The organism is Janthinobacterium sp. SUN120 (assembly GCF_030397735.1).
GTDB lineage: Bacteria > Pseudomonadota > Gammaproteobacteria > Burkholderiales > Burkholderiaceae_D > Janthinobacterium > Janthinobacterium kumbetense.
Genome location: NZ_JAPUBW010000013.1, coordinates 1 through 4,942 on the forward strand (window position 1 = coordinate 1; position 4,942 = coordinate 4,942).

Annotated in this window: 1 protein-coding gene; it reads right to left on the bottom strand. The window is 64.5% G+C overall.

The window, feature by feature from the left end; all coding sequences use genetic code 11:
• The coding region (locus O0879_RS28480) for a non-ribosomal peptide synthetase (RefSeq protein ID WP_289920037.1) at positions 1 to 4,942 on the bottom strand (4,942 nt) is incomplete at both ends.

Here is a 4,942-nt window from a genome sequence, read left to right on the forward strand (position 1 = left end):
GAGGGTGCGCTGGAAATAGCCAATCCAGCGCTCGATCGTGGCGGTATCGAACAGATCGGTGGCGTATTCAAGCGTGCCGTACAGGACATCGTCCGCTTCGGTCACCGCCAGCGACAGGTCGAAGTGGGTCGTCGTACTGGGCGCGTCCACCGAAGACAGCGTCAGTCCCGGTAGCGACAGCTCTCCATCATTCGGCGTGTTGTTCAAGGCCAGCATAGCCTGGAAAACCGGGCTGTGGCTCATGCTGCGCACCGGCTGCAGCGCTTCGACCACCTGCTCGAACGGCAGGTCCTGATGCGCGTAGGCGTCCAGCGTATTCGCCTTCACCTGCTCCAGCAACTGCGCCACGCTCGGGTCGTCCTCCAGCCTGACCCGTAGGGCCAGCGTATTGACGAAGAAGCCGATCAGCGGTTCGACCTCCTTGCGCTGCCGGTTCGCCACCGGCGTGCCGATCACGATATCGTCCTGCCCCGACAGGCGCGACAGCAGCAACGCCCAGCCCGACAGCAGGGTCATGAACAGGGTCGCTCCATGACGGCGCCCCAGCGCCCGCAGTCCTTCCGTTATCGTTGCCGACAGCGCGAACGGCACCATGCCGCCCGCGTAGCTCTGCACGGCCGGACGCGGTCGGTCGGTCGGCAGCTCCAGCAGCGCCGGCGCGCCCGCCAACCGCTCCTTCCAGTAGCCGAGCTGACGCTCCAGCACCTCGCCCTGCAGCCAGTTACGCTGCCATACCGCATAGTCGGCATACTGGATTGCCAGCGGCGGCAGCGGATCTGCCTGGCCCTGGCTGAACGCCGTGTACAGCGCGCTCACTTCGCGCACCAGCACATTAATCGACCAGCCGTCCGAGATGATGTGATGCTGGGTCACCAGCAAAACGTACTCGTCCTGCATAAGCCTGAGCAGGCGGCCCCGGACCAGCGGGCCGGCTGACAGGTCGAACGGACGGACTGCTTCATCCACGGCCTGCCGTGCCACTGCGGCTTCCTGCTCGTGGCCCACCAGGGCGCTCAGGTCGAACTGTTCCAGCATAAAGCCGGCATTGTCGGGGGCGAACAGCTGCACCACCTGGCCGTCGATGTTCGCGAACGTGGTGCGCAGACTTTCGTGACGCGCCACCATGCGGTCCAACGTGCGGCCCAGGGCCGCAACATCGAGCGTGCCGCGCAACCTGAGCGCGGCAGGGAGATGATAGGCCGCACCGGCCGCCTGGTCGAACCGGTCCAGGAACCACAGACGCTGCTGCGCCCACGACAGCGGCACCGGCGCGCCGCGCTCGGCCACGCCGATTGGCGGCAGGGACGCCGCTGCGGCATGTGCCGCCACGTGCGCCAGTCCTTCCAGGGTCGGCGCCATGAAGACGTCGCGCAGCGCCACTTCGATGCCCAGTGCCTGCCGCAGTTGCGACACCACCCGCACTGCCTGCAGCGAATGGCCGCCCAACTCAAAGAAATTATCGTGGCGCCCTGCTCGCTCGACACCCAACAGTTCCTGCCAGATGCGGGCCAGCGTTTCTTCCACTTCACCTTGCGGCGCTTCATACTCCCCTGTTGCCAGCGCGGACTGGTCCGGTGCTGGCAGGGCCTTGCGGTCGATCTTGCCGTTTGGCGTGAGCGGGAATCGCTCCAACACCACGAAGGCGCCCGGTACCATGTATTCCGGCAGACTCGCCTGCAGGTGTTCGCGCAGCGCGGCAGCGGCAACGTCGCGCCCATCCACCACAGTCAGGTAGGCCACCAGGCGCTTGTCGCCGACGATATCCTCGCGCACGATCACCATCGCGTCCTTCACATTTTCGTGCCGCGCGATCCTTGTCTCGATTTCGCCCAGTTCGATGCGGAAGCCGCGCAACTTGACCTGGAAATCATTCCTGCCCAAGTATTCGATATTGCCGTCGGCCAGCCAACGGCCCAGATCACCCGTCTTGTACATGCGCGCACCATGCTGGCCGCCGAACGGGTCGGAGATGAATCGTTCCGCCGTCAGTTCCGGGCGATTCAGATAGCCTCGCGCCACGCCCGCACCGGCGATATAAATTTCCCCAGCCACCGCGACCGGAACCGGCCGCAGGTGGGAATCGAGGATATAGACGCGCGCATTGGCAATCGGTTTGCCGATCGGGATGTCCTGTTTCGGCAGCGGCGACTTGCCGTCAAAGGAGATCGTTGTCGCATGTACAGTCGCTTCCGTCGGACCGTAAGTATTCAGCCAGCGGCCCTGCGACAGCCCCGCAGCGCCTAACCAACCGGCCAGATGCCGCAGGTCGGCCTTTTCTCCGCCGGTCACGACCAGGCGCAGCGCCTGGCCCGGCAGACAACGCCCGGCCTGCACCTCCTGCGTCCACAGATGCCAGAACGCCGTCGGCACGTCCGTCATGGTGATACCCTGCTGCTGCAGGAAGCGGACGAAGTGCTCGTCCGGCACCTTCAACTCGGCGGGGCGCAATACGACTCTTGCCCCGACCGACAAAGCGGGGAAGATTTCCGAAATCGAACTGTCGAAACCGAAAGATACAAATTGCAGCACACGGTCCTGGCTGGTCAGCGCATAGCAGTCGATACAGCTGAGGATCAGGTTGACCACGCTGGCGTGCTCGATCATCACCCCTTTCGGCGCGCCGGTCGAGCCAGACGTGTAGATTACGTAGGCCAGGTTGCGCGCGCTAAGACCGAGCCGGGATGGTTCCGGATTGCCAGGCCACGCCTCGCCAGCCGCATCATCCAGCCGGTCCGCATCGAGCGTCAGCACCGGGCATGCAAGATGCACGCCCTGGAACAGGCCAAGGCGATCCCGCAGGCGGGCTTGGGTCAGCAGTGCGACCGGTTGGCAGTCCTCCATTACATAAGCCAGGCGGTCGGTCGGGTAAACCGGATCGAGTGGCACATACGCGGCCCCCGACTTTAGGATGCCCAGCAGACCGACGATCATGTCGATGCTGCGTTCGACGCAGATGGCGACACGGTCGTCAAGGCCAACACCCAGTCGTATCAGATGATGCGCCAGACCGTTGGCGCGCGCGTTAAGCTCGCGGTAAGTCAGGGACTGGTCCCCGAACACCAGGGCCACCGATTCAGGGCTGCGCTGCGCCTGTTCTTCAAACAGTCCGTGCAAGGTCTGCCCATGCGGGTAAGCCTGCGCGGTGCTATTCCATTCCACCAGCAGTTGCTGGCGTTCCTGCGACGGCAGCACTTCCACGGCGGTCGCCGGCGTGCGCGGCGCCTGCACCAATGCCAGCACCAGATTCTCCAGCGCCGTCTGCATATAGCCGCAAATACGGCCTGGCGCGGCCTGCGCATTGCCCTGCACGGCCAGCACGAAGTCGTCGCCCCAGTCATCCACCGCCAGACTGAGTGGATAGTTGGTGCGCTCCTCCGAGCGCAGCAATCCGATTCCACCCGATTCCGCCTGCGCGGTCTCCTGGTTCAGGGCGCTGTGCCGATAGTTTATCAAGGTGGTAAATAGGGGCGCGGACGGTTCCATGGCGCTGCAGCGCTGGGCCAACGACAACGGCGCCTGTTCATATGGCAGCATCTCGCGCAGCGCCGCTTCGGTCTGCGCCACCAGTGCGTCCACGCTGATGCCGTCCAGCTTCATCCGTAACGGCAACGTGTTAATAAACATGCCCAGCATATTGCGCGCACCCACCGTGCCTTGCAGGCGCCCGGACAGCACGGTACCAAACACCACGTCGTCGCGCGCGCTGCAGGCACCAACCACCAGCGCCCACGCCGCATGGAACAAGGTCGCCGGGCTGGTCTTGCGCTGCTTCGCCAGTTGGCGGATCGCATTGGCCAGCGCCGCGTCGAGCACCTTGTGCCCTTCCGTCATATCTCTGCCGTCGCCGTGTACGTCGAGCAGATTGAACGGTGCCGTTGGCTCGGTCACATCGCCCAGCACCTTGCTGAAGTAGGCTTGCGCATCGTTGTTGCTGGCCTGGTGCAGCGCATGGGCCACGAATTCTCGGTAAGGCACGGGCGGCGCAAGGTGGTCGATGCTGCCGGCGAGATGGGCCTGCACCTCCGACACCAGCATCAGCTGCGAGGTCACGTCCTCGATCAGATGGTGGGCATGTAACAGCACATAGACCTTGGAGGACTGCGGGGACTGCGCCGCGCTAACGCGCAGCATCGGCGCGACGGCCAGGTCCATCGGACGATAGAAGCGGCCGACGAGCGCGCTCCGCGCATCGGCGCTATCGCCCAGCTCCACCATGTCAATACTCAGATCGACCTGGCGATAGACGACCTGCACCGGAACACTCAGGTTCTCGGACAGGATCGCGGTGCGCAGCGCGTCATGCCGCGCGATGACCTTGCGCAGCGCTTCGATCAGCGCGTCGAACTGCGCGCGCGAGTCAACCTCAAACAGCGATGGCAGCACATAGGGATCGTTCTCGCGATGCATCAGGTGGTAGAAGTACATCCCCTCCTGCAGCGGCGCCAGCGGATAGATGTCCTGCACATTGGCCGCGCCACCGGGCACGCTGGCCACGATGCGGTCGATTTCGTCCTGGCTAAGTTCAACCAGTGGCAGCATGGCCGGCGCGATGTGTCCGCATACGGGAGGAATCAGGTTGGGCGGCGCAACAAAGGGTGCTTCGCCGGCACCCGCCAATGCATCCACTCTGGCTGCCAGCGCGCCCAGGCTCGACGCCTCATAGATCGTGCGGACATCGGTCTGCAGTCCGGCCTGCTGCATCGCCGCCAGCAATTGCACCACCAGCAGCGAGTGGCCGCCAAGTTCGAAGAAGTTGTCGTGGATGCCGACCTGTCCAACCTTGAGCACCTCGGCCCAGATCGCGGCGAGCTTGTGCTCAGTGTCCGTCTGCGGCGCGCTATATTCGCGCTGGAACTGGCTGGCGTCCGGCGCCGGCAGCGCCTTCCGGTCCACCTTGCCGTTGCGCGTCAACGGCAATTGTTCGAGCAGCACGAAGGCGCCC